The sequence below is a fragment of the Mucilaginibacter sp. SG538B genome (assembly GCF_013376065.1).
Lineage (GTDB): Bacteria > Bacteroidota > Bacteroidia > Sphingobacteriales > Sphingobacteriaceae > Mucilaginibacter > Mucilaginibacter rubeus.
Genome location: NZ_JABMJI010000004.1, coordinates 468,586 through 494,329, shown reverse-complemented (window position 1 = coordinate 494,329; position 25,744 = coordinate 468,586). Strand labels below are relative to the sequence as shown.

Here is a 25,744-nt window from a genome sequence, read left to right as displayed (position 1 = left end):
TATTCACTATATCTTTTTAAACAACCCTACCATTAGCCCTTTTATATATACACCAACCTTATCAGGAAAATAATCTCTGAAAATGTACCTGTATACAAACTTAGGAAGCATCCATAATTGCTTGCCAATGCCATATACCAGGTTTTTGGCGGTTCCATGTTTCTTAATCAGATAGAAATAATTACGTGCGGTATAAAACAACGCTTCATTTGATGGGAACCGCCTTCCTTTTTCACCTGCGCCATCTTTCCATATATGTTCATGCCAGCAATGAACATCAGTGGTAACCGCTATCTTAATACCATGTTTGACTGCCCGGTAAAATACATCTGTTTCGTCGCCGTATAAAAATATCTTCTCATCGTAAAGACCAACTTTTTCCCAAAACTCCTTTTTAACCATATACATTCCTCCACAAACAAAAGTCACCTCTTTATAAGCCGGGATAGAAGCATCAAGTTTGGATCCTACATAATGTTTCTTTATCACAAAATCCTTAGTTGAAATCTCACCTCCGTATTCGCGAATTATGGGCGATCTTTTTTCATAAAAAATCACCGGGCATATAACTCCATATTCAGGCTTTTCTTCCATTATTTCAGCCATACGGGTAAGGCTGCCCTTTGGAAGGTACATATCCTGAATTATAAAAATGATGTGCGTACAATCCCGGGTCATGGCATATTTTATCCCGGCATTGAAGCCACCTGCTACACCACCATCTTTCTCAAGCTCAATAATTGTTGAATTTGTGTAATAGTCCCTAACTTTCTTTTTATAGCCGGGTTTTGAACCGTTATCAACAATTACGTGTTCATACACTTCATCTTTAAACTCATTATAAAAACTGCACCACTGGTCAAATTGATAATCTTCATCATGAGCCGTTGTAACAACAAGGATTTTATTCATAAAATAATTTTTCTATTATTAATAAGGATATTTTGAAACAAACATTAAATATTATTAAAGCCAAACAAAGATTGTATTAAGCAACTTCTGCGGCTTGTAAACACGGTTAAACTTTTTCCCATAAACCCGATTCTGCATTATATTTTTTTATGATTTTGGCAGGTGCTCCAGCAATCACACAGTAATCAGGATACTTTCCACTTACAACGCTATTAGCAGCAATTACACAATGCCTGCCTGTTTCGGTGCCCGGAAGTATAACCGAGTTGTTATAAACATAAGTTTGATCACCCAACTTTACCGGAAAGGTTTTGAGTTTAGTTTTATTTATCGGAATGTTAATATCATCATGCGGATGTATTATATCAGTAATCGTTACGTTTGATGTGACAATTACATCGTTGCCAATAACTATTGAATCTGCACAGGTAATATGGCAGTTTGGATGAATTTGAGAATTATCACCTAAAACTAACTTAGGTTCAAATTCCACTCCCGCATAACGTGGCAAAAGTTCTATCCGGCTGTTAGGTAAAAGAATTGCATTATTTCCTAATGTAATTCCTTTAGCAAATACTAATATATTTTGCTTAAAAACTATGGCCTTTTTGCCAACACCGTTAAAAAAAAACTTTAAATAAAATTGTGTAAAAACGTGACGATATGTTCTTCTGATTAACATTAACCTGGAAAAATAATCCATTTTGATTAATGTCTTGAGATATCGGAAAATCTTGTGCAACATACATTGTTACGTTAATAGAACTGAATTTTAAATGTTAATTTGTAACCAGGCAATACGTTATTTAAGCAGATCAAATATCCTCGAAATTTCGGCTCTGATAGATTCTTTACCGGACAAACTGAATCCCGATTTTGTAATCATATCCGTACTTATCGAAACCTGATTTGCTTCTAAAGGCTGATCAGATTTTATTACCAGTTTGCACTCTTCATTGTACTTATCCTCATAAATCTCTTTTACTATTCCAGCGATCTCAACTATGGTAAAATTGTTTCCGGATGCTCCATTAACGATTGTATTTTCATAATCAGCAAATGATTCGCAGAGCATAATAGTAACGTTTGAAAGATCATTCAAATCGATAAAGTCCCTTGTTTGCTTTCCGGAACTCATTAATGTGATGGTCTTCTTTTCAACCGCTTCTTTGCAAAAACAATTAGGTACAAGTGTCCATCTATCAATATCTTTATTAACCGGGGCACCATAAATATTAGTAGGCCTCACAATAATGTGCTTTATTGAAGTTGTGCGGCTAAACATCTTAACATAATCTTCGGCCTGCATGTGGGTTATAGCATAATCATTTACAGGCTCAAGCACCGTTTCTTCATTCATTACTCCACTTACCTTTCCATATACCTGGAAAGTTGAAAAGTAAATGAACTTGTTTATGCCGTTGGCCTTACACAGATCAAGACAGTATTTAGTACCCAATACTGTAGTGAGCATAGCTGTTTTAGGATCCAAAGAATCAATATCATTCGCGGCAGCCAAATGGATAAACACGTCATATTGATGCTTAAGTTCTATTTTTATTGGCTGCGTAATGTCCGCCTCATAAAAAACAATTTTTTCTGACTGAACAGAAAGATTGTTTTTTCTACCCAATACCCCTACCGCTTCGCTTTTGTCAATTATTTTATTTAATAAATTTGATCCGATATAGCCTCCGCCTCCGCTTATAAGTACTTTCATAGGTATGCTTGATTATTTTTTTATAAAATCAGGATGAGAATTATCTTTTTCAGAAATTATCGGATTGGTTATGCCCCAGTTAATACCAAATAACGGATCATTCCACCTTATGCCCCTTTCGCTGCCAGGAGTATAGAAGTTTGAAACCTGGTAAAAGATCTCAGAATTATCCTCATTCGTAAGATATCCGTGCGCAAATCCTTCAGGTACATATATCATCTTGTAATTGTCTCCGGTTAATTCAACCGATATATGCTCGCAATAAGTAGCTGATTCAGGGCGGATATCAATAATAACATCAGTTATGGCGCCTCTTATACAACGTATAAGTTTGGCTTCCTCAGCGCCGTCAATTTGGAAATGCATCCCCCTGAGTGTGTTTTTGTGTATTGATTTAGAAAGGTTGCTTTGAACCATGTTATATTTCAATCCCATCTTTTTAAACTCATCAGCACAAAATGCGCGGGCAAAAAAACCACGGTCATCCTGCCTTAAAGAAAGGTCAATTATGTAAGCTCCTTTTAATTTTGTTTCGGTAAATATCATTTTTCTATTATTATATAAAACTATTATACACTTAACCTAAAAAATAGCGCTCAATTTGTTTATAGCTAACCTCTTTCATATCCAAATTATCGCGGTAAGCCTTGGTCCACTCAACGATATTTCCTAACGCGGTTTCTATTCCCCATTTAGGATACCATCCGAGCAAAGTTTTGGCTTTTGAGCAATCCAGTTTTAAATAATTGGCTTCGTGTGGGTTATTGCCGGTGTCCAATCCAAACTGAGCACCATCACCCCATAGCGAACATATCTTATCAATTATCCAGCCTACGTTCTTCGCGTCAGAGTCATCAGGGCCAAAATTCCATCCTTCAGCATACTTAACACCATCCTGATACAATTTTTCGGCTAACGTTAAATAACCTGAAAGCGGCTCAAGAACGTGTTGCCATGGCCTAATGGCATTAGGGTTTCTTATTACAACTTTTTCGTTATTAGTGATAGCACGAATAAAATCAGGTATTAAACGATCAACTGCCCAATCGCCACCGCCAATCACATTCCCAGCCCTGCCAGATGCCAGGCCAACTCCATGTTGACTATATGCCTCCGGATTGAAAAAAGAATTTCTAAAAGATGATGTCACTAATTCCGAGCAACCTTTGCTATTTGAATATGGATCATAGCCGCCCATCGGTTCATCTTCTCTGTATCCCCAAACCCATTCTTTATTTTCATAGCATTTATCAGTGGTTACATTTACTACCGCTTTTACACTTTTTGTGTTCCTTATAGCTTGTAAAAGATTTACGGTGCCCATCACGTTAACCTCGTAAGTTTCTACAGGGTTTTTATATGATTCTCTGACCAGGGGTTGAGCAGCCATATGTATAACAACTTCAGGTTTCACCTCATCCATAAATTTCGCAAGGGCGTTATAATTCCTGATGTCATTTATTTCAGAAGTTACAAGTTCGTTCACACGAGCGATAGAAAACAAACTCGGAGTTGTTGGAGAAGGCAGCGAATAACCGTAAACTTTGGCACCTAACCTATTAAGTACTAAGCATAACCACGAACCTTTAAAACCAGTGTGCCCGGTTACAAGCACTCTTCTGTTTTTATAAAAGCCGTTAAACAAATTTTCCATAGTGTATTTTTAGTATAAGTACTTATTCTATTATAGAAAAAACTACCATTTAATCCATGAGGCGGTACCTGAAGCAATCATTTCTTCGAGCTGGGCTTTATCTCTCACGGTATCCATAGGTTTCCAGAAACCGTGATGTTTGTAGGCGAACAATTGGCCGTCTTTCGCAAGATTCTCGAGTGGTGCCCGTTCAAATATTGTAGTATCATCTTCAAGATAATCGATAACTTCAGGCTGACATACAAAGAAACCACCATTACTCCATCCTCCATCTCCTTTCGGTTTCTCCTGGAACGACAAAATCTTTTGGCTGTCATCAAAGTTTATCAACCCAAAACGGCCTTCGGGTTGTACAGAAGTGAGCGTTATTAATTTGCCATGTGATTCATGAAAAGCTACCAGTTCGTTTACATCGATGTCGGCAACACCGTCACCATAGGTTAGCATAAATGGTTCGCCGTTCAGGTATTCTTTTACACGTTTTAAACGGCCACCTGTCATTGTTTCTAAACCGGTATCAACCAATGTAATATTCCATGGCTCAGCTTGGGTATCGTGAACCTTTACATCGTTATTTGCCAGGTTGATTGTTACGTTGGATTTATGCAGGTAATAATTGGCAAAATATTCCTTTATCAAGTAGCCTTTATAACCGAGGCAAACAACAAAGTCTGTAAACCCGTAGTGAGAATAAATTTTCATTATATGCCATAATATTGGCATACCCCCGATTTCAACCATTGGTTTTGGCTTAAGTATCGTTTCTTCTGATAATCGGGTTCCTAATCCACCAGCTAATATTACTACTTTCATGCTTAATTATTTAATATTATAAATTGTTTATATGGCTTTAATTTTAACTTGTTCCTCAGTTTTTTTTTTATTTTCCAGTTCTGCTTTCTTTCCCTTTAACTTTTTGGCTAATTCTCTACCGTAATCATTTATTGGGGTTTCCACATATCTATAAAACACATATGACAAGCCCAGTGTTAATGGTATAAGCAACACCCATATTTCAAACAGTTGCCATTTTTGCAACAGCAAATAAGTAACACTTAATAATAGTAAGGGATGAATCAGGTAAAGGCTATATGATATCTGGCCTAATCGAAGCCAAACAGAATGTAATAACCTCCGTTGAAACAAACTATGAAATGACAAGATGATAAAGGCCAAACTTGCAAACATTTGCACCTCATAACTTATGCTATCAACTATGTAATACAGGGCAGGCACCGGTTCAATAAAATGCTTTAGCCCATCAATACAATAAAGAATAACCATAATAAAGAACAAAACACAGGCAGATAAATTTGAGTAGTTATTTATTTTATTAACCCAAAATTTCAGATACTTATTTAAGTAAGCGCCCAAAATAAAAGGAGACACATAATGTAAAACTTTTGCATCATAGATAATCTTGGGGTTATCGCTTAATAAAGAAAAAGAAAAATGCGATACTAAGATTACTACTATTAAAAACACCGCGTTTTTATATCCATTATTGAGCCGGTCCATTAATAAAATAAAAAGCGGCAATAATATAGATATCTTTATTTCAATTATTAAACTCCATAATGTAGTATCAACATTGTGCGTACCGCCTTGTAAAAAAAGAAATTTAATAAAATTGATTACAGAAACGGGGTGCTCCCACATTTTTTTAAACCAAAAGCTAATTTCAGGGTGGCTGCTAATACCCGGGGTGTAAAAAAGCTTTCTTAAAATTATTGAGAGTACAATAACGATAATAAAAGGCACCCATAATCTAAAAAATCTCTTTACTAAATATTGCTTAAATAGCAGATAATTAACTCTGTTAAATAGTGTTCCTGATAAAACAAACCCGCTTAGTATGAAAAAAAAAACAACCGCTTCATTACCAGCTTTAAAGAACGCTAACGGAGTATAGGTAAGGATATATGCCCACTTTGAGGTGCTATACATAGTGCCCGCATCGGGCACTCCCCAGTAAGTAGCCGCAAAGAATACCGATGAGATCGATAGCAAATGCATCAAAAAAACCTGAGAACTCGCAATCCCTCTTAGTGAATCAAGCTGCTCATACCTATTCCCTGCCATAAAAAATAAATTTTAGTTATCAATAATTCGATGCTGATTATTGTTAGATAGTATTATGAGATCAACTAAATAGTTGATCTCATAATACTATTTCTTCTTCTTGATGAAGTCAAAAAAGCCCTTTTTTGAGTTTCCCTGATCTATATAATCACCATAGCCATAACCGTAACCATAGCCGTACCCGTAGCCGTAGCCGTAACCATAGTACCCGCCTTTCTTAGTCTCGATATCATTAATGACCAAATAAGCTTTTTTCATTTTATTTGATACAACAAGATCATTTATAAGACCTAATTGAGCTTTTAAAGTATAACGCTGCCGTACTATATATAAAGTGAGGTCGGCATATTTCTCAATTAACAATGCATCAGAAACCAAACCTACTGGGGCGCTATCTATAATTATATAATCAAATTTTTTCTTTAATTCTTCAATCATAGTACCAAGCTTGGCGCTGAGTAGTAATTCGGATGGATTTGGAGGAATGGCGCCTGAACTAATGATGAAACAATCTTCGCTAAACCATGTAGGTTTAATAATTGCGTCAACTTCAACCGTGTTTGATATAGCGTAATTCGTAAACCCGTAGCTATTATCAATCCCTATGTTTTGAGACAGCTTTGGTTTACGTAAATCCAACTCTATAAAAACAACCTTTTTGCCACTCAGAGCCAATACACTACCCAGGTTCAATGATATAAATGACTTCCCTTCACCACTCATGCTTGATGTTACCATTATTACCTGTGGTTTGTCAGCATTTAATAGAAACTGAGAATTTGTTCTCAATCCCCTAAATTGTTCGGAAATGATAGATCTTGATTTATTGGTAACCACTAACGATTGTTCTTCGTCATTGTGGCTAATTTCTCCAACAACCGGTATTTTAGTATGTTCCTCAACGTCATATTTGGAAATAATTTTGACGTTCAACATTTCTCTTATCCCCAGAAAAACTAACGGACAAACAAAGCCCATTATTAAACATAATACAAAAACCAGTGATATTTTTGATTTGTCAGGCTCATAGCTGCTTTTAGCCGGGTCTACCACCCTTGCTGTTGAAATGGTTGATGTTTTAGATATTGCTGTTTCTTCCCGTTTTTGCAATAAGTAAACATACAGGTCCTGCTTAACCGTTTGCTGTCTGGTATAATCTAAAAATATTCTTGCCTGTGCGGGCACATTTTCTATCTTATTTAAAGAACTATTGCTTTGATTTTGGAGATTGGCTCTGCTTACGGTTAACCCTTTTAAGTACGAATTGATATTTTTCAGTACGATAAGGCGTAGGCTCTCAATTTGACTATCAAGAGCTTGTATATAAGGGTTTTTTTCGGTGCTTGCCAAACTTTGCCGCTCGCGGTCAAGCAATAATTCATTATAGCGCCCTACAACATCAGAGATAGTTTGATTATCAGATCCTAACGCTGTAACAGGGATAACCTTTTTGTTATTTGGATTATTCAGAAACTTCAACAAATCCTGAACTACCGAAATTTGTACATCAAGTGCACTGATCTGTTTTTGGAAATCGCTTGCAGATCCTATCAAAGCTTTTGATTGTTCATCAACATCGGCAATCTTATTTGTTTTCCGGAATTGCTCAAAACTCTGTTCTACTCCTTGCAATTGCTTGCCTACCAATTCTAACCGTTCGTCAATAAATGTAAGGGTACTATCAGCAATCTGAACTTTATTATCCCTGTTGGCTTTCAGATAAATCTCCATCATCTTATTCAAGATGGCCTCACCCTTTTTTGAATTGGGATAATCTAAAGATAGATTGATCGTAGTGGTCGTTTTACTGGACAAACTTACCTGTACACCTTTAGATAGAGCTTCAACAGAAGATTCGACAGACGCAATATCCACAACGTAACCGATCTTGTCTACCGGGTTTCCTGTCGGATTGAAAACAATATCATATTGCGGTAAACTTACTTTCTGACCATACTTAGCATTTATATCAATATCTTCAACGCTGTTGTGTATATGTATCAAATCATTTTTAACTGTTACATTATACCTTCTGAGATCAATAGAATCGCGTTTATTGGTAACGTCAACTGTGAAAGGAGCTTCGTCAAAAAGTTCTGTTTTCTTAATTCTCCCATTTAATCTAATTACAACGTTTAAATTCAACGCCTTTACTACGTTGCTTACGATGTGCCTTGAGTTCAATATCTGAACTTCATTTTCGGCGTTATTAGGGATACCGAATAAAGATGATATATCAGTTAAATTACTTAAGCCGCCTGCCGCAGAACCGCCTCCCCCTGTTTTATCTTCGGGCTCAACTATCATTAAAGCATTAACTTTATAATTAGGAGTGGCATATCTTTTGTAAACTAATCCCACAGCTCCAAACACCACTATACAAATCAAAAACAGCGGCCAGTTTGTGATAACCCTTGCAATGTATTTCTTATAATCAATACCTACTTCTTCCTGAGATTTTTCAAGACTTTGGTTATTTAAATTCATTCCTGAATATTATTTTCTTGTAAATAAAACGATTAGTACTGACAGTAAGGACCCAACTAAGGTGTAATATCTTGCTTGTGAAGCATCGGTTGTTGAAACTTTACCTGGTCCGGGTTCTACATAAATTATGTCATTTTGATGCAGATAAAAGTAAGGAGAACTCATTATGTCGCTTTTTTTCAGATTAAAACGATATGGAGTTTTAGTACCATCTTTATTTTCACGTATTAATAATACGTTATCCCTTTTTGCGAAAATTGTTAAATCACCTGCTAAAGCGATAGCGTCGAGCACACTTACCTTTTCATTTGGTAAAACATACATTCCTGGTTTGAGTACTTCCCCAGTTACACTTACTTTGAAATTTGCATAACGCACTATTACTGTTGGCTCTTTGTAATATTTTATGGCCTCCGCCTTTATTACTTCAGTAGCTTCAGATGTAGTATAGCCGGCAACTTTGATTTTTCCGAGTATTGGAATGGTAATAAAACCATCTTTATCAACTAAAATACCTAACGATGGTTGCTGACTAACACTCGACAAACTTGTAGGATTTAATGAGGTGCCTGTACTTGGAAACGGAAGATTGCCAACATTAATAGCTGCAGTATTTTGAGGATCGATAGTCTGGACAACAATTGTTAGGATATCATCGGGTTGAATTACCGGAGGTTGATAATCTGCTTTAGAGATCGTTTTCATCTGACCAGAGTCAGCAAGATCTTGAAAATATTTTACCTTTTTGGCCGAATTGCAAGAAAGCAGCCCTGCAGAAATGAATAAAATGAACAGAACTAAAAATGAATTTACAATATGGGATTTTCTCATAGAACTTAGGAATTCATGTCTTTATAGGTGTAAGTTGTAAAACGTTGCAATATATACACTTTTTTCTCAAAAACAACACATTATTATTAAATTTTTCACAAACAAGGCATAAGCATAACTTTTCCTTAACCAAAATGGCATTTTAATATAATATTATCAATTATGCTTGCCCCATTGTACCGCCAAAATTCATAGGGAAACCTGGATGATCAGGCTGTACTTTGATGCGGCCGTTAATGGCTTCATACTTTTCAATGTTATCTTCCAGGGCCGAAAGAAGGCGTTTGGCATGCTCGGGGGTTAATATGATCCGCGATTTTACCCTGGCTTTGGGTACGCCTGGCATTACCCGGATAAAATCCAATACAAACTCAGAGTTTGAATGAGTAATGATAGCCAGGTTTGAGTAGATACCTTCTGCAATTTCTTCTGAAAGCTCAATGTTGAGCTGATTTTCATTTTGTTCTTCCATGCTACTAAAATAACAAAAAGACGTTCTCCATAAACAGCCTTTTTTTGAGGTGATTATTGAGCCTTGTTTTACTTTCGATAACATGGATCAACCCCATTGTGACCTTGCGCAAGGTCGAACGTAGAACAGAGATGTTTTACCTTTGTTTTAACAATTTTAAAAAAAGTTATAAAAAAAGCCTCCCGGAAACCGGGAGGCTCAATAAAATATTTAAACAGTTGAAAATTAAGCTTCCAACTCTTCTGCTTTCGAAGCCATCAGGCGGTCAAATTCTTCCTGTGAGCCTACACGGATATTTTCATACTCGCGTAAACCGGTACCTGAAGGTATTAAGTGACCTACAATAACGTTTTCTTTCAGGCCAAGCATATTATCTTTTTTACCTGCGATAGCTGCTTCGTTCAGTACTTTGGTAGTTTCCTGGAATGACGCTGCCGAGATAAACGACTTCGTACCTAACGATGCCCTGGTGATACCTTGCAGTATCGGACTTGACGTTGCAGGGATTGCGTCACGTACCTCAACCAATTTAAGGTCGCGGCGTTTCAATACCGAGTTTTCATCGCGTAAGCGGCGTAATGAAACTATCTGACCAGCTTTCAATGTAGTTGAATCGCCTGGATCAACTACAACTTTCTTGTCATAAATCTCATCGTTCTCGTTCATAAAATCCCATCCGTCAACAGCTTCACGTTCTAAGAAACGGGTATCGCCCGCGTCTTCGATCTGAACTTTCTGCATCATCTGGTGAACGATAACCTCAAAGTGCTTATCGTTGATCTTCACACCCTGTAAGCGGTAAACTTCCTGGATACCGTTAACAAGGTACTCTTGTACTGCTGCAGGGCCTTTGATAGCAAGGATATCTGAAGGTGAAATTGAACCGTCAGACAATGGCATACCGGCTTTAACAAAGTCATTATCCTGTACAAGGATGTGTTTTGAAAGCGGTACAAGGTATTTTTTAACCTGGCCGTCCTTTGACTCGATGGTGATTTCGCGGTTACCGCGTTTAACACCACCTAAAGTTACTACGCCATCAATTTCAGTTACTACAGCAGGGTTTGAAGGGTTACGTGCTTCAAATAATTCGGTTACACGTGGTAAACCACCTGTAATATCCCGAGTTTTACCGGTTGAACGAGGGATTTTAGCAATAACCTGACCTGTTTGTAACCTGTCGCCTTCATCAACAGCGATGTGTGCACCTACCGGGATGTTATACCCTTTAATGATGTTACCTTTATTATCAGCTATCTGGATAGCAGGGTTTTTAGTTTTATCCCTGGTATCGATGATCACTTTTTCACGGTGACCGGTTTGCTCGTCAGATTCTTCACGGAAAGTGATACCTTCCAATACAGCGTCAAACTGGGCAATACCTGCAAATTCAGAGATAATTACCGCGTTGTACGGATCCCATGAACAGATACGGTCGCCTTTGGTGATCTTGCTGCCATCTTTTACATACAGGTATGAACCGTATGGAATGTTATTGGTAACAATTACTTTATTGCTTCCGGCTTCGATGATACGGAACTCTCCCGAACGGCCTAATACCACATCAACAGCTCCATCTTCGGCAGTTTCGTAAGTAACGGTACGTACGTTCTCAAACTCGATGATACCATCAAACTTAGCGTTGATCTGAGATTCAGCAGCGATGTTTGACGCGGTACCACCCACGTGGAATGTACGAAGTGTTAACTGTGTACCCGGCTCACCGATTGACTGTGCAGCAATTACACCAACAGCCTCGCCTTTTTGCACGCGTTTACCGCTTGCAAGGTTACGGCCGTAGCACAATGCGCATACACCACGTTTACTTTCGCAGGTTAATACCGAACGGATCTCGATACCTTCTAACGGAGAATTCTCGATCTTTTTAGCTACCTCTTCGGTAATGTCCTGGCCAGCTACTGCTAACAGTTCGTTAGTGATAGGGTCATGAACATCATGCAAAGTGGTACGACCTAAAATACGATCATATAATGGCTCAACAATGTCCTCGTTATCTTTCAGTGCAGTTGTGTAGATACCTCTTAAAGTACCGCAATCAACCTCACCAACAATCATATCCTGGGCAACGTCATGCAACCTACGTGTTAAGTAACCAGCATCCGCTGTTTTCAACGCCGTATCCGCCAAACCTTTACGGGCACCGTGGGTAGAGATGAAGTACTCCAATACCGACAAACCTTCTTTAAAGTTTGAAAGGATCGGGTTTTCGATGATCTCACCACCTGAACCTGATTTTTGAGGCTTAGCCATCAAACCACGCATACCTGCAAGCTGACGGATCTGCTCTTTAGAACCACGGGCACCTGAGTCAAGCATCATGTAAACAGAGTTGAAGCCCTGGTTATCGTTGCTCAGGATATCCATCACGTTAGCAGTTAAGCGGTTGTTGATACGTGTCCAGATATCGATGATCTGGTTGTAGCGCTCGTTGTTGGTAATGAAACCCATGTTATAGTTGTTCATCACCTCATCAACCTGTTTAGAAGCAGTATCAATCAGGGTTACTTTTTCTGCAGGGATATTGATATCCTTCAGGTTAAATGATAAACCACCCTGGAACGCCATTTTAAATCCTAATTCCTTAATATCGTCAAGGAACTGGGCAGCACGCGCCATACCGGTGATTTTTACTACTTCACCAATGATATCACGAAGTGATTTTTTGGTAAGCAGCTCATTAATATATCCCACTTCTACAGGAACATGCTGGTTAAACAACACGCGGCCTACAGTGGTATCAATAATTTTGTTTACGATTTTGCCATCGCGCTCTTTAACTAAAGCTTTAACTTTAATGAACGCATGCAGATCAAGTTTTTTCTCGTTATAAGCGATAATTACTTCTTCTGCAGAGTAAAAAGTTAAACCTTGTCCTTTAACCACACGTGTTTCATCAGTTTTACGGCCTTTGGTTATGTAGTACAAACCAAGCACCATGTCCTGAGATGGTACAGTAATAGGCGTACCATTAGCAGGGTTAAGGATGTTGTGCGAAGCAAGCATCAGGATTTGGGCTTCCAAAATTGCCGCGTTACCAAGTGGTACGTGAACGGCCATCTGGTCACCGTCAAAATCCGCGTTGAATGCTGTACAGGTTAATGGGTGCAATTGGATCGCTTTACCTTCAACCAGTTTTGGCTGGAACGACTGGATACCTAACCTGTGCAACGTAGGCGCACGGTTTAGTAATACAGGGTGTCCCTTCAATACGTTTTCCAAAATATCCCAAACTAATGGGTCTTTACGGTCAACGATTTTTTTGGCAGATTTTACTGTTTTAACCACACCACGCTCAATCATTTTACGGATGATAAATGGTTTAAACAGCTCGGCAGCCATATCTTTTGGTAAACCGCACTCGTGTAATTTAAGGTTAGGACCTACAACAATTACCGAACGGGCAGAGTAATCCACACGTTTACCTAATAAGTTCTGACGGAAACGGCCTTGCTTACCTTTCAGGATGTCTGAAAGCGATTTCAAGGCACGGTTACCTTCAGTTTTTACCGCGTTAACTTTACGTGAGTTATCGAATAACGAATCCACAGCTTCCTGCAACATACGTTTTTCGTTACGTAAAATCACCTCTGGTGCTTTAATCTCGATCAAACGTTTTAAACGATTGTTACGGATAATAACACGACGGTAAAGGTCGTTCAAATCTGAAGTAGCGAAACGGCCACCTTCCAGTGGTACTAACGGACGCAATTCAGGCGGGATAACCGGAACGATCTTAACGATCATCCACTCAGGGTTATTCTCGATCCTGGTTTTTGCATCACGGAAAGCTTCAACAACCTGTAAACGTTTTAAGGCTTCGTTTTTACGTTGCTGAGAAGTTTCGTTTGCTGCCTGGTGACGCAAGCTGAATGATAATTCGTCAAGGTCGAGGCGTTTCAATAACTCTTCCAAAGCCTCGGCACCCATTTTGGCAACAAATTTCTGAGGATCTTTATCGTCAAGGTACTGGTTTTCTTTTGGAAGGGTATCCAATACGTCAAGGTATTCTTCTTCAGTAAGGAAATCCATTTTGTTGATTCCGTCTGCTTCTTTAATACCCGGTTGGATAACTACGTAACGCTCGTAGTATATAATAAGGTCGAGCCTTTTTGTAGGCAAGCCTAATAAATAACCAATTTTGTTTGGCAATGAGCGGAAGTACCAGATGTGTGCAACAGGCACCACCAGGTTGATGTGGCCCATACGCTCACGACGTACTTTCTTTTCGGTTACTTCAACACCGCAACGGTCACACACGATACCTTTGTAACGGATACGTTTGTATTTACCGCAATGGCACTCATAATCCTTAACCGGACCAAAAATACGCTCGCAGAACAAACCATCACGCTCGGGTTTGTAAGTACGGTAGTTAATGGTTTCCGGCTTTAAAACTTCACCGCTTGAACGCTCAAGGATAGACTCTGGAGAGGCTAAACTGATGGTAATGGTGGTAAAGTTACTTTTGATTTTATTATCCTTTTTGTAAGACATATCTCTTTTTTTGTAGGTTAAAGGTGAAAGGCGAAGGGCGAAAGGTTTTCCTTTTCTGCCGATTCCTTCTCCTGTTATCTAATGACTTTTAAAGGGTGAAAGGTAAGGGACATAACCTTTTACCTTTCACCTTTATCCTTTTACCTTATTCTAAGGTGATATCCAAACCTAAGCCGCGTAACTCGTGAACCAATACATTGAATGATTCAGGAACTGATGGCGTTGGCAGGTTTTCACCTTTAACAATAGCCTCATATGTTTTGGCGCGGCCGATAACATCATCCGATTTAACGGTTAATATCTCCTGCAGGATGTTTGATGCACCAAATGCTTCCAGTGCCCAAACCTCCATCTCACCAAAACGCTGGCCACCGAATTGTGCTTTACCGCCCAATGGTTGCTGAGTGATCAATGAGTACGGACCGATTGAACGGGCGTGCATCTTATCATCAACCATGTGACCTAATTTCAGCATGTAGATAATACCTACAGTAGTTTGCTGATCAAAACGATCACCTGTTAAACCATTGTATAAGTAAGTACGGCCTGATTCTGGTAAGTTGGCTTTCTTAATCCACTCTTCCACTTCTTCATGGCTTGCACCGTCGAAGATTGGAGTAGCAAATTTAACACCAAGCTCTTTACCGGCCCAGCCTAATACGGTTTCATAGATCTGGCCCAAGTTCATACGTGAAGGTACACCCAGTGGGTTCAACACAATATCAACCGGTGTTCCGTCTTCAAGGAAAGGCATGTCTTCGTCACGTACAATACGTGCAACGATACCTTTGTTACCGTGACGACCCGCCATTTTATCACCTACTTTAAGCTTACGCTTTTTAGCGATATAAACTTTAGCCATTTGCACGATGCCTGATGGAAGCTCATCACCCACACTGATAGCGAATTTATCACGACGGTAAGCACCCAACTCTTCATTGTACTTAATGTTGAAGTTATGAAGAAGGATCTTGATCTGATCGTTTTTATCGTCATCAGTAGTCCATTTAGTTGGGTTAATGTTATCGTAATTAAGCTCAACTAATATTTTTTGGGTGAATTTAACACCTTTAGGAACCTGTAACTCTTTATAAACGTTATAAACACCTTGCGAAGTTTTACCGTTAACAATCTCAAATAACTTGTCGATCAAGGTATTTTTCAGATCTTTTACAGCTTTATCATGCTTGTTATCCAATTTCTCTAACTGTGCTTTTTCTTCAGCTTTTGAAGTCTTTTTAGCACGGGAGAATAATTTGGTATCGATAACAACACCGGCAATTGACGGCGGGGTTTTCAATGAAGCATCTTTAACGTCGCCGGCTTTATCACCGAAGATAGCACGTAACAGTTTTTCTTCCGGTGATGGGTCTGACTCACCTTTAGGGGTGATCTTACCAATCAGGATGTCGCCTTCTTTAACCTCGGCGCCTACACGGATGATACCGTCTTCGTCAAGGTCTTTAGTAGCTTCTTCTGATACGTTAGGGATATCTGGTGTTAACTCTTCCTCACCACGTTTAGTATCACGAACTTCAAGCTCGAACTCTTCAACGTGGATTGAAGTAAAGATATCTTGTGAAACAACACGCTCAGAGATTACAATCGCATCCTCAAAGTTATATCCCTGCCAAGGCATGAACGCTACTTTAAGGTTACGGCCCAATGCAAGCTCGCCATTCTGGGTAGCGTAACCTTCGCAAAGTACTTCACCTTTTTCAACCCTCTGGCCTTTTTTAACAATAGGCTTAAGGTTCATGGTGGTGCTTTGGTTGGTTTTCTTAAACTTGGTTAATCGGTAGCTTTTGCTATCTCCTTCAAACGAGATCAAACGATCAAGTTCGTTACGGTCATATTTAATACGGATTTCGTTAGCATCAACGTACTCAACCACACCATCGCCTTCGGCGTTGATCAGGGTACGGGAGTCTTTTGCAACACGACCTTCCAAACCAGTACCAACAATTGGCGCTTCAGGGCGCAACAATGGTACGGCCTGGCGTTGCATGTTTGAACCCATCAATGCACGGTTGGCGTCATCATGCTCTAAGAACGGAATCAGCGAAGCCGCAATTGAAGTAATCTGGTTTGGAGCGATGTCCATCAAATCCAGACGCTCTGGCTCGATAACCGGGAAGTCACCTTCGAAACGTGCTTTTACACGTGGCAATTCAAACTCACCTTTGTCATCATATACCGCGTTTGCCTGGCCAATGGTTTTACCGTCTTCATCTTCAGCAGATAAATAGATAACCGGCTCATCAACCATAACTTTACCGTCAACTACACGTTTGTACGGAGTTTCGATAAAGCCTAAGTTGTTGATCTTAGCGTGTACGCAAAGTGATGAAATCAAACCAATGTTCGGACCTTCGGGAGTTTCGATAGTACACAACCTACCGTAGTGGGTATAGTGAACGTCACGAACCTCGAAGCCTGCACGCTCACGCGACAGACCGCCGGGGCCTAAGGCTGACAGACGACGCTTGTGCGTGATCTCTGCCAGTGGATTGGTTTGGTCCATGAACTGTGATAACTGGTTTGTTCCGAAGAACGAGTTGATCACAGATGATAATGTACGTGCGTTGATCAGGTCGGTTGGTGTGAACACCTCGTTGTCACGGATGTTCATACGCTCACGAATGGTACGGGCCATACGTGCCAAACCTACGCCAAACTGAGCATAAAGCTGCTCACCAACGGTACGCACACGACGGTTTGACAAGTGATCGATATCATCCACCTCAGCTTTTGAGTTGATTAATTTGATCAGATATTTAACAATCGCGATGATATCCTGCTTGGTTAAAACTTTAGTTTCTTCCGAAGTGCTCAGTTTCAATTTACGGTTGATGCGGTACCGGCCCACATCACCCAGGTCATATCTTTTATCCGAAAAGAATAAACGATCGATGATACCACGAGCTGTTTCTTCATCAGGTGGTTCAGCGTTACGTAACTGGCGGTAGATATGTTCAACCGCTTCCTTCTCAGAGTTGGAAGTATCTTTCTGTAAGGTATTGTATATAATAGTATAATCACCGCTGGTTGAAGCGTCTTCCTTGTTAAGGATAATGGTTTTAACACCCGAGTCAATGATCATATCAATATGGTCGTCTTCCAGTAAGGTTTCACGCTCAAGGATAATCTCATTACGAGGGATAGAAACTACCTCACCGGTATCTTCATCCACAAAGTCTTCGATCCAGGTTTTAAGTACCCTTGCAGCAAGCTTACGGCCAATATATTTCTTAAGGCCTGATTTGCTTACTTTAACCTCGTCGGCCAGTTCAAACAGCTCTAATATATCTTTATCAGAGTCATAACCAATGGCGCGAAGCAACGTAGTAACCGGGAATTTCTTTTTACGGTCAATGTAAGCATACATCACGTTGTTAACGTCTGTAGCAAACTCAATCCATGAACCTTTGAAAGGAATAACACGGGCCGAGTATAATTTTGTACCGTTGGTATGGCGGCTCTGACCAAAGAACACACCTGGCGAACGGTGTAACTGTGATACAATTACACGCTCGGCACCATTAATAACAAATGTACCTTTTGGCGTCATATATGGGATAGTACCCAGGTACACGTCCTGTACAATTGTTTCAAAATCTTCGTGCTCCTCATCATTACATGACAGGCGAAGCTTTGCTTTTAATGGTACGCTGTAAGTTAATCCGCGTTCGATACACTCTTGTATATCATAACGGGGCGGATCAATAAAGTAGTCAAGAAACTCCAGGACAAAGATGTTTCTTGAATCTGAAATAGGAAAGTTTTCGGCAAACACTTTAAACAGCCCTTCTTTATAACGGTTGTCGGAAGTGGTTTCCAATTGAAAAAATTCCTGGAAAGATTGTAACTGAACATCCAGAAAATCAGGGTAATCAAGTACCTTTCTACTGGTTGCAAAGTTTACTCTTTGATTATTATTGTTTGCCAAGGTATTTAAATTTTAGTTATTAATTTTTGTAGATGTGAGACTTGAGACATGAGATCTGAGATATGAAATAGCGATTTGAAAAATCTCAAATCTCATATCTAATATCTCACATCTAATTCAAAACCTTTATAAACAGCAATAGACCCCGACCGTTTATGGTCGGAGTCTTGATGCTATATTTCAGTAGGTTAAATTACTTAACCTCAACTACTGCTCCGGCTTCTTCTAATTGTTTTTTCAAAGATTCAGCTTCTTCTTTAGTTACACCAGTTTTAAGTTCTTTTGGTGCACCGTCAACAAGATCTTTAGCTTCTTTCAAACCAAGGCCAGTTAAGTCTTTTACTAATTTAACAACTGCTAATTTAGCGCCACCAGCTTCTTTCAGGATAACGTCAAATGCAGTTTGCTCAGCAGCAGCTGGAGCAGCATCGCCACCGTCAGCAGCAGGAGCAGCAACTGCTACAGCAGCAGCAGCAGGCTCAATACCATACTCATCTTTTAATATTTGAGCTAATTCGTTTACTTCTTTTACTGTTAAGTTTACCAACTGTTCAGCAAACGCTTTTAAATCCGCCATTTTATTTAAATTTTTACTTTTAATGCTTTTTGTTTGTTATTGTCGAACTTTTGTGAGGCGTTCGTTAACCTCTTTCCTGTAATGTTTTTACAAGGCCTGCAATTGTAGTTCCGCCTGATTGTAGTGCAGAAAGTACGTTTTTGGCAGGTGATTGTAGTAAGCCAACTATCTCGCCGATCAGTTGTTCTTTTGATTTCAGTTTGGTTAAAGTATCTAACTGGTTATCACCGATAAATACCGCCGAATCAATATAAGCTGCTTTTAAAATTGGTTTTTCACCTGTTTTCCTTAATTGTTTGATCAACTTTGCCGGAGCAGTTGCTGACTTTGAGAAAAGGATTGATGATGAACCTTTTAATACATCATATATAGGGCTGAAATCGCCGCCTGCAGCTTCCATAGCTTTTTTGATCAAGCTATTTTTGGTTACCTGCATCGTAATGTCGTTTTCGAAACATTTACGGCGGATGTTGTTGATCTTGGCTACAGTTAAATCAGAGGTATCAGTGATATAAAAATTACCATACTCTTTGATTTGCTCAGTTAGGGCTACAACAAGGTCGTATTTTTCTTCTTTATTCATGATTAGATCCCCGCTACTGATTTAGTTTCAACTGTAATTCCAGGCGACATAGTTGAAGAGATATGAATGCTCTTGAAATATGTTCCTTTTGCTGCAGAAGGTTTTAATTTAGAAATTGTTTGCAATACTTCTAATGCATTCTCATAAATTTTATCTGCAGAGAAAGATGCTTTTCCTATTGAAGTGTGGATGATACCGGTTTTGTCAACCTTGAAATCGATTTTACCACCTTTTACCTCAGTTACAGCTTTACCAACTTCTGGGGTAACTGTACCTGATTTAGGGTTTGGCATAAGGTTACGCGGGCCTAAAATACGACCTAAACGACCTACCTTCGCCATAACACTTGGCATAGTAATGATAATATCAACATCAGTCCATCCGCCTTCAATCTTGGCAATATAATCATCCAAACCTACGTAATCTGCACCTGCGTCTTTAGCTTCTTGTTCCTTATCAGGAGTACAAAGAACTAATACACGTACAGTTTTACCGGTTCCATGAGGTAATGTTGCAATACCACGTACCATTTGATTGGCTTTACGTGGGTCAACACCTAAACGAACGTCTATATCAACTGATGAATCAAATTTAGTAAGGGTTAATTCCTTTACCAATGCAGATGCATCCTGTAATGTGTACGATTTGTTTGCCTCAATTTTGGAGAGTGCCACTTTTTGATTTTTTGTTAATCTTGCCACTGTCTTTAAACTGATTTGTATAAATTAATTAATTCCAGGGAGCTGTACCTGATACGGTAATTCCCATGCTGCGGGCAGTACCTGCCACCATTTTCATGGCCGATTCAACTGTGAATGCATTCAAGTCAACCATTTTATCTTTTGCTATAGTCTCAACCTGTTCCCAGTTAACACTGGCAACTTTTTTACGGTTAGGCTCAGCAGAACCACTCTTTAAACCGGTAGCTTCCAATAACTGGATAGCAACGGGAGGGGTTTTGATGATAAATTCGAATGATTTGTCAACATAAACAGTAATCAAAACAGGCAATACTTTTCCAGCTTTGTCCTGGGTGCGTGCATTAAATTGTTTGCAAAACTCCATGATGTTCACACCTTTTGCACCCAATGCAGGGCCAATTGGTGGTGATGGGTTTGCGGCGCCGCCTTTAACTTGCAGCTTAACCATTGCACCGATCTCTTTTGCCATTTTAATTTACTTTAATTATAAACTCAATGTTAGTAAGTGGAAGCTAAGTAACATTTAAGATTTTTAGATTTGAGTATTGAGATGTGAGATATGAGACTCCCAAGCTAAATACCCGCTTCTTTTTTATATTATTAATTATTCAAGATCGATATAAGAAAAGGGAAACTCTCAAATCTCATATCTAACATCTCAAATCTATTCTTTCTCTACCTGCATGTAATTCAATTCAAGCGGCGTACGGCGCCCGAATATCTTTACCATTACTTTCAGTTTCTTTTTCTCTTCGTTAACTTCTTCAATAACGCCGCTGAAACCGTTGAAAGGCCCGTCCATAACTTTAACGGCCTCACCAACATAATAAGGTACATTCATGGTTTCGCCCTGTGTGCTCATCTCGTCAACCTTACCTAAAATCCGGTTAACTTCTGACTGGCGAAGCGGTATAGCGTTTCCGGCTTTATCGCCCAGAAAACCTATAACACTGTTTATATTTTTAATGATGTGTTCAGTTTCGCCATCTAAAACGGCTTCCATAAGCACATAGCCCGGAAAGTAGTTACGCTCTTTCGCGATCTTCTTTCCATCACGCATCTGGTAATACTTCTCGGTAGGTATTAATACCTGTGGTACCAAATGACTAATGCCCAAACGGCTAATTTCGGCATCTATGTATTGTTTAACTTTCTTTTCCTTACCACTAATAGCCCTAACTACATACCATTTCAATTGATCACTCATCTCCGTCTCCCCTGATATTATGTTAGTGATGTGTAAAACAGTTTAAGCAAATAATTAATGATCTGGTCCATACCTAAGATAACCAGCGCAATAATTATAGCGGCAACCAATACCAAAACAGCGCTGCTCTGAAGCTCGCGCCATGTAGGCCAGGTAACCTTTTCGGTTAACTCGATGTATGACTCTTTAATATATTCAGCTACGCCTGCCATTTTTATATTGTGCTTAAGCACGGGAACAAGGATTCGAACCCTGATCAAAGGTTTTGGAGACCTCTATTCTACCGTTGAACTATTCCCGTGTGTTATTTATAATAAGAAAACATAAGTTTGCCGTTAAAGGCTAAACTTATGTTTTCAAATTAACCTTTTTATTGAAATATTATTATTTCAAGATTTCAGTTACCTGACCAGCACCTACGGTACGACCACCTTCACGGATAGCGAAACGTAAGCCTTTTTCCATTGCGATAGCGTTGATCAGTTTTACAGTGATTGTAACGTTATCACCTGGCATAACCATTTCTACACCTGGTTCTAATGAAATCTCACCAGTAACGTCAGTGGTACGGAAATAGAATTGCGGGCGGTATTTGTTGAAGAATGGAGTGTGACGGCCACCTTCTGCTTTTGATAATACGTAAACTTCTGCTTTGAAATCGGTGTGAGGAGTTACTGAACCTGGTTTGCAGATAACCATACCACGACGGATATCAGTTTTCTCAATACCACGTAACAATAAACCTACGTTGTCACCAGCTTCACCACGGTCAAGGATTTTGCGGAACATCTCAACACCAGTTACGGTTGATTTCAAGTTCTCAGCACCCATACCCAGGATATCAACAGGCTCACCAGAGTTGATTACACCACGCTCAATACGACCGGTAGCAACAGTACCACGACCAGTGATTGAGAACACGTCTTCAACAGGCATCAAGAAAGGAAGATCTGTCAAACGTGGAGGGATTGGGATGTAGCTATCTACAGCATCCATCAACTCCATGATTTTACCAACCCAGGTAGGATCGCCGTTAAGGCCACCTAATGCAGAACCCTGGATAACTGGAATATCATCACCTGGGAATTCGTAGAACGATAATAATTCACGAACTTCCATTTCTACTAACTCTAATAATTCCGGATCATCAACCATGTCAACTTTGTTCATGAAAACAACAAGTGCAGGTACACCTACCTGACGAGCTAACAGGATGTGCTCACGAGTTTGTGGCATCGGACCATCAGTTGCAGCAACTACGATGATTGCACCGTCCATTTGCGCAGCACCAGTAACCATGTTTTTCACATAATCCGCGTGACCTGGACAGTCAACGTGTGCATAGTGACGGTTAGCTGTTGAATATTCAACGTGGGCAGTGTTGATGGTAATACCACGTTCTTTTTCTTCAGGAGCCGAGTCAATTGAATCAAATGAACGAGCTTCTGATAAACCTGCATCAGCCAAAACTTTAGTAATAGCTGCGGTAAGGGTTGTTTTACCGTGGTCAACGTGACCGATTGTACCGATGTTTAAGTGCGGCTTACTGCGGTCAAACTTTTCTTTTGCCATGATCTATAAATTATTTTTGTAGGTTAATTTTAACTTTAATGTATGTTTTATAACACCGAGCCAACAACGGGATTTGAACCCGTGACCTCTTCCTTACCAAGGAAGTGCTCTACCACTGAGCTACGTCGGCTTATTTTTTGTTCATTGGTTCACTCATTTATTAGTTCATTGATCTTTGCAGCTGCCACCAATGAACAAGTGAACTAACCGACTAATGAACCAACCGAGCGGAAGACGAGGTTCGAACTCGCGACCTATAGCTTGGAAGGCTATCGCTCTACCAACTGAGCTACTTCCGCTTATTCAGCTTTCGGTTTGCAGTTTTCAATTAGCAGCTTAACCGCTCAATGACACCCATTCCTCAAACCCTTTTAATCAAGTTAGCAGTTTATAGTTCGGTTAACAAAGCTGCTAACTGCGAACTACAAACTGCTTACTTAATAAGTGGGGGGAGAAGGATTCGAACCTTCGTAGCCGAAGCAACGGATTTACAGTCCGTCCCATTTGACCGCTCTGGTATCCCCCCGGTAGTTGTTTCCGGATTTGCGATATCCAAAATTGAAGCTAAATACCTCAATCCGAAAAAAACTGAGCCTCCTATCGGGATCGAACCAATGACCTACTGATTACAAGTCAGTTGCTCTACCAGCTGAGCTAAGGAGGCTTATATTTATTTTGCCTTTACATTATCTAAACGCTGTGTTGCTTTCGATAACGGAGCGCAAAAGTAATAAGCTTTTTGATATTTTAAAGAACTATTTTAACTTTTTTTCGAGGCGTTAAATACCTCCCCGAAAGGGACTGCAAATCTACAAAAAATAACGCCACGTCAAAATTTTTTATCAAAAAAAATCGGCAGGCTAAAAACCTGCCGATTTACGCTTAAAACAAGCCTTTTTATAATATTAAAAACCCTCCTCAACTGCCGTTAAAACAGCTTTTTTTGCTGTAGCATCAGCAAGGGCTTTCTTTTGTTTATGCTTTTCAATTTGCTTCCTCAGGCTTTCAACCGCCAGGTCGGTAGCTTCCTCAAAACTCTTACACTTCTCTTTTGCAAATATTTGATTTCCGGGTAGCAATAATTTGATCTCCGTTATCTTATTACATTCATCTTCCACATTCTCAAGCTTTAAGTAAACTTCACCGCTAATAATATGGTCATAAAACGTATCAAGCTTATCAGCTTTTTTCTGAATAAAATCTAAAAGTTTCCTGTCTGCGGTGAAATGAATTGACTGCACTGTAATTTTCATGTTTCCTCCTTTTTAAGCCTTTGGATGGGCGAGTTTATAAATAGATTTTAGTCTTTCAACTGAATTGTGCGTGTAAATTTGGGTTGCGCTCAGGTTGGCGTGCCCCAAAAGCTCCTTAATTGAATTTAAATCGGCCCCGTTATTTAGCATAGTGGTTGCAAAGGTGTGCCTGAGCACATGTGGGCTCCGTTTATTTTGGGTTGATATGTTAGATAGGTATTTATGCACTATTAAATAAATCAATTTCGGATAAGCATCGGCTCCTTTATTTGTAACGATTAATGTGAAGGAATTGTTATCAAAATTTTGATTTTTCTTTGCCTCCAGATATTCGGGCAGCAGGGCCTTCAACTCATTATTAATAGGAATAATGCGCTCTTTGTTACGCTTACCCAGTACCTTTACCACTCCCCCCTCAAAGCTAATATCCTGTTGCTTAATACCTAACAGTTCGGCAAGTCGTATGCCGGTGCCAAACAACAGCTCAATAACAAGCTTATCGCGCAGGCCCGGAAAATCATTTGTAAAAATGTCATCACTATCTAACATTTTTGTAAGGCGCGTATCTTCAACCACTACGGGCAACGTTTTAGCAACTTTTTGCGACCGCACCCTCGATACCGGGTTTGTTTCAACAACACCTTCCTGCAATAAAAATTTAAAGTATTTGCGCAATGTGGCCATTTTGCGGTTAACAGAACGACCGGTAAGTTTTTGATCAATAAGCTCAACCATCCAGTTACGGATGTCGTGGTAGCTTACCTGCGATGGATGGGTAATAACCGGCTCAGGTGCGGGATCAGCACCGCCGGGATTGTTTAAAAAGCGCATAAACTGATCCAGATCAGACTGATATGCGGAAACAGTATGCACTGAATACCGCTTTTCGTACTTGATGTACTGGATAAAACGCTCTAAAAACATAAAAAACTATTTATACATCCGGGATTATGAATGTACAAATAGTTTTAATATAGTGTCAAGAAATTAATTAATTCTTTTCAACAAAAAAGAATTAAACAGTTTCCTGGTTTAAAGTCTGTTTATAGATAGCATGTTTAACAACATGACGACGGGTTACAGATTTTTTTTCAAAAGCCTGACGACTGCGTAGTTCTCTTAAAACACCTGTTTTTTCGAATTTCTTTTTGAAGCGTTTCAATGCTTTGTCTAATGATTCGCCGTCTTTTACGTTAATAATGATCATAATTCCTAAAATACCTCCTTTC

22 protein-coding genes and 5 tRNA genes are annotated in these 25,744 nt (G+C 39.4%); all 27 read right to left on the bottom strand.

Translation table 11 applies throughout. From position 1 onward, the window contains the following. Positions 1-6: 6 nt before the first annotated feature. Positions 7-912, bottom strand: coding sequence for a glycosyltransferase family 2 protein (locus FHW88_RS23155; protein ID WP_090528633.1), 906 nt, complete (start codon positions 910-912; stop codon positions 7-9). 106 nt (positions 913-1,018) lie between these two features. Continuing rightward, on the bottom strand, positions 1,019-1,615 hold the full coding sequence (locus tag FHW88_RS23150; protein ID WP_167516050.1) for an acyltransferase: 597 nt from the start codon (positions 1,613-1,615) through the stop codon (positions 1,019-1,021). A gap of 99 nt (positions 1,616-1,714) precedes the next feature. After that, positions 1,715-2,632 carry an NAD-dependent epimerase/dehydratase family protein gene (locus tag FHW88_RS23145; protein ID WP_090528640.1) on the bottom strand — a complete coding sequence of 306 codons (918 nt, stop codon included), beginning with the start codon at positions 2,630-2,632 and terminating at the stop codon, positions 1,715-1,717. 12 nt (positions 2,633-2,644) lie between these two features. Further along, a complete protein-coding gene (gene rfbC, locus FHW88_RS23140; RefSeq protein ID WP_090528643.1) occupies positions 2,645-3,178 on the bottom strand; it encodes a dTDP-4-dehydrorhamnose 3,5-epimerase in 534 nt (177 codons plus the stop codon). Between the two features lie 31 nt (positions 3,179-3,209). Continuing rightward, the gene (gene rfbG / locus FHW88_RS23135; protein WP_090528646.1) at positions 3,210-4,286 is read right to left on the bottom strand and encodes a CDP-glucose 4,6-dehydratase; all 1,077 of its coding nucleotides are present in this window, start codon (positions 4,284-4,286) and stop codon (positions 3,210-3,212) included. A gap of 42 nt (positions 4,287-4,328) precedes the next feature. After that, the gene (gene rfbF / locus FHW88_RS23130; protein WP_090528649.1) at positions 4,329-5,099 is read right to left on the bottom strand and encodes a glucose-1-phosphate cytidylyltransferase; all 771 of its coding nucleotides are present in this window, start codon (positions 5,097-5,099) and stop codon (positions 4,329-4,331) included. Positions 5,100-5,126: 27 nt separating this feature from the next. Beyond that, positions 5,127-6,368: an acyltransferase family protein gene (locus tag FHW88_RS23125; protein WP_176628046.1), complete on the bottom strand. Its 1,242-nt coding sequence runs from the start codon at positions 6,366-6,368 to the stop codon at positions 5,127-5,129. A gap of 87 nt (positions 6,369-6,455) precedes the next feature. After that, positions 6,456-8,855, bottom strand: a complete 2,400-nt coding sequence (locus FHW88_RS23120; protein ID WP_176628045.1) for a GumC family protein — start codon at positions 8,853-8,855, stop codon at positions 6,456-6,458. Between the two features lie 9 nt (positions 8,856-8,864). Continuing rightward, positions 8,865-9,686 carry a polysaccharide biosynthesis/export family protein gene (locus tag FHW88_RS23115; protein WP_090528659.1) on the bottom strand — a complete coding sequence of 274 codons (822 nt, stop codon included), beginning with the start codon at positions 9,684-9,686 and terminating at the stop codon, positions 8,865-8,867. A 160-nt stretch (positions 9,687-9,846) separates the two neighbouring features. After that, a complete protein-coding gene (locus FHW88_RS23110; RefSeq protein WP_090528662.1) occupies positions 9,847-10,158 on the bottom strand; it encodes a DUF3467 domain-containing protein in 312 nt (103 codons plus the stop codon). A 225-nt stretch (positions 10,159-10,383) separates the two neighbouring features. Next, entirely contained in the window at positions 10,384-14,673 is a 4,290-nt protein-coding gene (gene rpoC / locus FHW88_RS23105; RefSeq protein ID WP_176628044.1) for a DNA-directed RNA polymerase subunit beta', read from the bottom strand. Between the two features lie 145 nt (positions 14,674-14,818). After that, entirely contained in the window at positions 14,819-18,622 is a 3,804-nt protein-coding gene (gene rpoB / locus FHW88_RS23100) for a DNA-directed RNA polymerase subunit beta (RefSeq protein ID WP_090528667.1), read from the bottom strand. Between the two features lie 193 nt (positions 18,623-18,815). Then, a complete protein-coding gene (rplL, locus tag FHW88_RS23095) occupies positions 18,816-19,199 on the bottom strand; it encodes a 50S ribosomal protein L7/L12 (RefSeq protein ID WP_022833154.1) in 384 nt (127 codons plus the stop codon). A 64-nt stretch (positions 19,200-19,263) separates the two neighbouring features. Further along, a complete protein-coding gene (gene rplJ / locus FHW88_RS23090; protein ID WP_090528670.1) occupies positions 19,264-19,782 on the bottom strand; it encodes a 50S ribosomal protein L10 in 519 nt (172 codons plus the stop codon). A 2-nt stretch (positions 19,783-19,784) separates the two neighbouring features. Further along, positions 19,785-20,483 (bottom strand): 50S ribosomal protein L1, encoded by a 699-nt coding sequence (rplA, locus tag FHW88_RS23085; protein WP_090528673.1) that lies wholly within the window; start codon positions 20,481-20,483, stop codon positions 19,785-19,787. A 28-nt stretch (positions 20,484-20,511) separates the two neighbouring features. Continuing rightward, positions 20,512-20,952: a 50S ribosomal protein L11 gene (gene rplK, locus FHW88_RS23080; RefSeq protein ID WP_090528676.1), complete on the bottom strand. Its 441-nt coding sequence runs from the start codon at positions 20,950-20,952 to the stop codon at positions 20,512-20,514. Between the two features lie 195 nt (positions 20,953-21,147). Continuing rightward, the gene (gene nusG, locus FHW88_RS23075; protein ID WP_090528679.1) at positions 21,148-21,690 is read right to left on the bottom strand and encodes a transcription termination/antitermination protein NusG; all 543 of its coding nucleotides are present in this window, start codon (positions 21,688-21,690) and stop codon (positions 21,148-21,150) included. A gap of 17 nt (positions 21,691-21,707) precedes the next feature. Further along, positions 21,708-21,902: a preprotein translocase subunit SecE gene (secE, locus tag FHW88_RS23070; RefSeq protein ID WP_090529653.1), complete on the bottom strand. Its 195-nt coding sequence runs from the start codon at positions 21,900-21,902 to the stop codon at positions 21,708-21,710. An 18-nt stretch (positions 21,903-21,920) separates the two neighbouring features. Then, positions 21,921-21,991 (bottom strand) — tRNA-Trp (locus FHW88_RS23065). A gap of 83 nt (positions 21,992-22,074) precedes the next feature. Then, complete coding sequence (tuf, locus tag FHW88_RS23060; protein ID WP_090528682.1) at positions 22,075-23,262, bottom strand: elongation factor Tu; 1,188 nt, start codon at positions 23,260-23,262, stop codon at positions 22,075-22,077. A 58-nt stretch (positions 23,263-23,320) separates the two neighbouring features. After that, positions 23,321-23,392 (bottom strand) — tRNA-Thr (locus tag FHW88_RS23055). A 96-nt stretch (positions 23,393-23,488) separates the two neighbouring features. Then, positions 23,489-23,561, bottom strand: a tRNA-Gly gene (locus FHW88_RS23050). Between the two features lie 146 nt (positions 23,562-23,707). Then, positions 23,708-23,788, bottom strand: a tRNA-Tyr gene (locus tag FHW88_RS23045). A gap of 65 nt (positions 23,789-23,853) precedes the next feature. Beyond that, positions 23,854-23,926, bottom strand: a tRNA-Thr gene (locus tag FHW88_RS23040). A gap of 241 nt (positions 23,927-24,167) precedes the next feature. Then, positions 24,168-24,515, bottom strand: a complete 348-nt coding sequence (hpf, locus tag FHW88_RS23035; RefSeq protein ID WP_090528685.1) for a ribosome hibernation-promoting factor, HPF/YfiA family — start codon at positions 24,513-24,515, stop codon at positions 24,168-24,170. Between the two features lie 12 nt (positions 24,516-24,527). Beyond that, a complete protein-coding gene (locus FHW88_RS23030) occupies positions 24,528-25,439 on the bottom strand; it encodes a tyrosine-type recombinase/integrase (RefSeq protein WP_176628043.1) in 912 nt (303 codons plus the stop codon). A 91-nt stretch (positions 25,440-25,530) separates the two neighbouring features. Next, complete coding sequence (rpsU, locus tag FHW88_RS23025; protein WP_090528691.1) at positions 25,531-25,722, bottom strand: 30S ribosomal protein S21; 192 nt, start codon at positions 25,720-25,722, stop codon at positions 25,531-25,533. Positions 25,723-25,744 lie beyond the last annotated feature (22 nt).